Genomic DNA, 4716 nt, shown 5'->3' on the forward strand with positions numbered 1-4716 from the left:
ATCACGAACCTATTTAGCGGGAGAAATAAGAGCCCCTCTTCGTGCGGGTTGTCAGCTGCCTGGATGGTTTAAAGTGTCGGCCCGCGGTAGGTTTTCTGCGGCTGGCGCTCCAGCTCCAGTGTTTTCTGATACTCATTCTCCCTCTGCCGGAGCTCGATGGCATTCAGTTCCCGGACAAGCGGCGCAGCTGCTCGCTTAAACTCAGCACCTGCGTGCTCAAGTCCGACACGCGCTCGTTCAGCACCGCGTTCTCCCGTTGCATAAGCCCACACATGCTCCGCCATTCCGCGAAGGCGCTCTCCCATTCGTCCAGCCTTTGCGAGTAGTCCTGCTGTAGCTGCTCTAATGCGCTCAGCAACTGCTTTTCCAGCTCTGTCATTTTCCGCTACTCCTGTTTCAGGCGGATCCATGTCGTCCCGTCGTAAGGGATGGCTTCGGTTTGTATCCCCGGCGGCAGGATAAGAAACCTCCGGCCGTCGCTGCTCTCCTGATAGCGCACTCCCCACGTCCGGGCGGTCATTTTCGCCAGGGTATCTTCCTGCTGACGAAGATGCGTGTAATTGTCGGTTATCTGCTGCCCCTGCCACCACAGAATGCTCCCGCTCGTGCCGATCAGCAGCGCTGACACCATCAGGATGGTGAGCCATGTCCGCCTGGCAGTCCGCAGTACGCTCCGCCGGTTTTTCTCCATCGCCTCGCTCATACTCTGCTCGTGGGCGAGGATGGCGTCGCTGATTCTCCTCGCGCTTGCGCTCAGTTCCGCTCTGACAGACTGCTCGTGCTCGCTGAATGCGGCTTTCAGCATCTCGCCGGTACTCTGCTGCTGCGCTTTCGATTGCTGCTCTAAGTCCTTCGCCAGCGTTAAAAGACTGCTCATAGATGGCTCCCTTCAGTCGGATGTTTCGCCCCCCGTCCGGGTCGGCAATGCTGATACTGCTTTTCGTGGTGCGCACCACCTCAAAACCTGCACCTTCAAGAGTGTCAGTGACATCCTGACGGCTTTTCAGCTCCCCGGACGAAGCAAGGGTCAGCAGTCCCCGGGTGATGGCTTCTGCGGCCTCCTGCTTCGTTTTCGGCAGCCCGGACGGCGTGACCAGCGCCCGGCGGTTTTCCGGCGCGTTCGGGTCGTGCAGCCCCAGTCTGCCGTTCACGATAGTCTGCCAGGCATCGATGCGCGGCCGGTCGGCGCGGTCGTAGTAAGGCTGGAGCCGCCTGCCGGTCAGCAGCTCGGTATTGGGGATCAGAAAGTTCAGCTCCAGACGCCCCTTGTCCGCGTGCTCCACCCACAGAATGCTGTACTGATCTTTATCGAGTCCGGGCATCAGAACCCGCTCGAAGCTGGCCATCAGTTTTTCCCGCTGGCCGGGAGGCAGATCGGCCTCCGCAAACGACAGAACGCCGGAGGTGTATTTCTTAACGTAAGGCGACGCGTCAATCAGCTCCCGGACTTCTTCCGGCTTCCCCTGCAGGACGCTGGCGCCTTCACGCTGCCGGTCTTTACCCAGCAGATAGTCCACCGGCCCGGCGCCACCGCCGCGGCCGCGCGGATGAAATTTAACGATCATCGTCCGTTCCTTTCTCAAGAACGGCGTGCCGCAGCCGCTCAAGGCCGGCATCGATGGCCATCAGCGCCGCCACAATCTGTACCCTGTCATGGCCGGTGCCGCCGCCGGCGTTAACACGGCGGGCTATCTGGTTCAGGTTATTGCCCATGCCGGCAAGCTGGCGCAGCAGCGCCGGCGAGATTGAGGGAAGCTTTCCGGAACGTGCCGGCTTTTCGTCCAGGCAGGTCTGCCGCATCCACGCCGCCAGCGGCCTGCCGTCGCAGCGCTCAAGCAGCCGCCGGTGCTCGCCCTCCGTCACCCACATGGTGAGCATCTTGTTCCGTTTCTCTGACAAACCGGCCTCCTGATAACGCCGGGACGGGCGGGAAAGCCTTTCCCGGTCGGCGCGGGGTTGGACAAGCCGCAGGCGCGTCAGTGGCTTTTGGCGGGTTTCGGGGCGCAGCCCTGAACCAGTCACGTAGCGCTAGCGGAGTGTATACTGGCTTAATATGTTGGCACGGATACGGAAATCAGTGAAGTGCTTCATGTGGCAGGAGAAAAAAGGCGGCAACGGCGCGTCAGCAGAATATGCGATACAGGATATATTCCGCTTCCTCGCTCACTGACTCGCTGCGCTCGGTCGTTCGGCTGCGGCGAGCGGTGCGGGCTTACGAAGGGGGCGGAAATTTCCTGGTAGATGCCAGGAAGAAACTTAACAGGGAAATGATAAGGCCGCGGCGAAGCCGTTTTTCCATAGGCTCCGCCCCCCTGACAAGCATCACGAAATCTGACGCTCAAATCAGTGGTGGCGAAACCCGACAGGACTATAAAGATCCCAGGCGTTTCCCCCTGGTAGCTCCCTCGTGCGCTCTCCTGTTCCTGCCTTTCGGTTTACCGGTGTCATTCCGCTGTTATGGCCGCGTTTGTCTCATTCCACGCCTGACACTCGGTTCCGGGAAGGCAGTTCGCTCCAAGCTGGACTGTATGCACGAACCCCCCGTTCAGTCCGACTGCTGCGCCTTATCCGGTAACTATCGACTTGAGTCCAAGCCGGAAAGACACGACAAAGCGCCACTGGCAGCAGCCATTGGTAACTGGTCAAGGTGGATTTAGATATTGAGAGTCTTGAAGTGTTGGTCTGACTACGGCTACACTGAAAGGACATTATTTGGTATCTGAGCTCCACCAAGCCAGTTACCCGGTTAAGCAGTTCCCCAACTGACCTAACCTTCGAAAAACCGCCTCCCCAGGCGGTTTTTTCGTTTAACCCCGGTAAGATACGCCTTAGACTTCTAACTCGTCAAGCAGGCCAAAAGCCAATGGATGCAGGAACAATATATGAGCAAGTATCTGATTACCTTTGACCTTGATACGACAAAGTTAAAGGTTTTGTATCACGGCAATAACTATACGAATGCTTATTACGATATAAGAAGCACACTAAGTCGACGTGGTTTTGAAAACATACAAGGAAGCGTCTATCTAGGGGAAGAGGGAGTAAGTGAAGCCCACGGCACATTAGCAATTCAAGAGCTAACGGCAAAGTACTCATGGTTTTATGATTGCGTTTCTAACATCCGATTTTATCGAATTGAATCTGATTTAAATGCTCAGTTCATCGCTGACGGGGTTAACGAGGCAAAAAATCGATTCTATGCCCAACTGGAAGACATGAAGAAATCCCTCATTTCCGTTGGACTGTCAGTTGAACAAGCTAACGACGTTATAGGGCAACAACAATTCAAACTTGAAAACATGATGCCCGCAAAAAAATAGCAGATACAACAATTGATCTGGGAGAGGCTGTTGGTTATCAACACCTCTTCCATCTTTCCATGAGCCATTCCCTCCTCCTCACTACACACTTCAACACATTTACTATGAGTTCATTTATTGACCACTAAAAATGCACATGTGGAAGCCATCGAACAATAAAATTAGTTATCTCATTTACTATTAAAAAAAGCCATTTACCAACAATAAAAAATTGATTTTAAACGATTTTTTATAAATTTAGGATTATCGCTTAATCTAGATATATATATTAACCCCGTGCTAAAAATTTCAGTCTTGACGTTTTTCTTAGGAGACTGCTGTTTATGGAAACTCTAAACAACGTAATTTCCACATTAGCTTCAGCGCCACCAGAAGCTCTGGTTGCTATCGTTTCCCTTGGTGCAATGTTCTTTATGTTTATGATAATAAAGTTATTTTTCTCATTTCTTGAACGTAAGTGGCACTCTAATGAATAACAAACGCTTTGCGAGACTTCCAAACTGGTGGCTACGTTCAGAAGACCCTGAAGATTTACTGCTGGTTAGATTGAAATCAGGAAATACAGGTACTGGCATTGCAGCAATGAAGTGTCTTCTAGCCTTGTCCGTTTTGATTGACTTTCACTCTAGGGTTGCGGAGGTATCTTTAACTGGTTTGGAGACGTTAACCGGGCTTAGTCGCCCCATGGTTATACGAGGATTATCAAAACTAGAGGACTTAGGTGTAGTTAACTCAGACAAGAGCTTCAGAACGAATAGATACGAACTAACGATCAAAAAAGATGATACGTACTGGGCAAAGGTGCCAGTTGAGATTGTAAGAAAAAAGCTAAAAACAATATCAAACAGAGGGATAGCACCTTTCACGGCGCTAAAGCTGTATATAACAATATTAGGCTTGAGGTATAAGGAGAAAACAACAGTTCAAGTAATGCATGATACCCTCAGAGATTACACTGGCATTCAGACAACCCAAGTTAGGTATGGACTAGATGTCTTATACAGCAGTGGACTTATTCACTTGATGCCTAGAGAAGATCGGTCAACAAATGAATATCAAGTAATAGGTTTATGATTTTTATTTACCATAACATCCGTTGGGCGCACCGCTGAAACGGGGTTGGCTGCGTTTCCGGTGCCAGACGCGAGAAAGTGGCGACAGACATAACGAAAAAACACCAGAAACGCAGCCGCTGAATATTACACTGGTGCATAGTCATGCAGCCAGATGCATGGATGTTAAAGTCACACTAAAATCCGCGCCAATGCCTTAAAAACCGACAAATGCTTCTCCAGCCAGTCCCACAGCTCCGCCGCCAGATACAGGCAGTTAAGCAATGATTCAATGAGATTTAACAGCTTCATTTCCCGCTCCTGAATAAGTCGTGACCTTTTTG

The 4716-nt window shown here is 51.7% G+C and carries 5 protein-coding genes; 3 read left to right on the top strand and 2 right to left on the bottom strand.

Annotation, left to right across the window (positions count from 1 at the left end; translation table 11 throughout):
• Positions 1-68 precede the first annotated feature (68 nt).
• Entirely contained in the window at positions 69-1565 is a 1497-nt protein-coding gene (gene mbeA, locus L3068_RS25500; protein WP_431356363.1) for a plasmid mobilization relaxase MbeA, read from the bottom strand.
• Positions 1555-1899, bottom strand: a complete 345-nt coding sequence (locus L3068_RS25230) for a MobC family plasmid mobilization relaxosome protein (RefSeq protein WP_502799534.1) — start codon at positions 1897-1899, stop codon at positions 1555-1557. Before L3068_RS25230 ends, mbeA begins: the two co-directional genes overlap by 11 nt.
• A 629-nt stretch (positions 1900-2528) precedes the next feature.
• Here L3068_RS25230 and L3068_RS25375 point away from each other — a divergent pair.
• The 3 genes from L3068_RS25375 (at position 2529) to L3068_RS25240 (ending at position 4394) form a co-directional block, all read left to right on the top strand.
• The gene (locus L3068_RS25375) at positions 2529-2657 is read left to right on the top strand and encodes a replication initiation protein (RefSeq protein ID WP_074185011.1); all 129 of its coding nucleotides are present in this window, start codon (positions 2529-2531) and stop codon (positions 2655-2657) included.
• 225 nt (positions 2658-2882) lie between these two features.
• Positions 2883-3320, top strand: coding sequence for a VapD (locus L3068_RS25235; RefSeq protein WP_064138458.1), 438 nt, complete (start codon positions 2883-2885; stop codon positions 3318-3320).
• A 468-nt stretch (positions 3321-3788) separates the two neighbouring features.
• Positions 3789-4394 carry a helix-turn-helix domain-containing protein gene (locus tag L3068_RS25240; protein WP_235836678.1) on the top strand — a complete coding sequence of 202 codons (606 nt, stop codon included), beginning with the start codon at positions 3789-3791 and terminating at the stop codon, positions 4392-4394.
• Positions 4395-4716 lie beyond the last annotated feature (322 nt).

The sequence above is a fragment of the Enterobacter cloacae complex sp. ECL414 genome (assembly GCF_021869685.1).
Classification (GTDB): domain Bacteria; phylum Pseudomonadota; class Gammaproteobacteria; order Enterobacterales; family Enterobacteriaceae; genus Enterobacter; species Enterobacter kobei.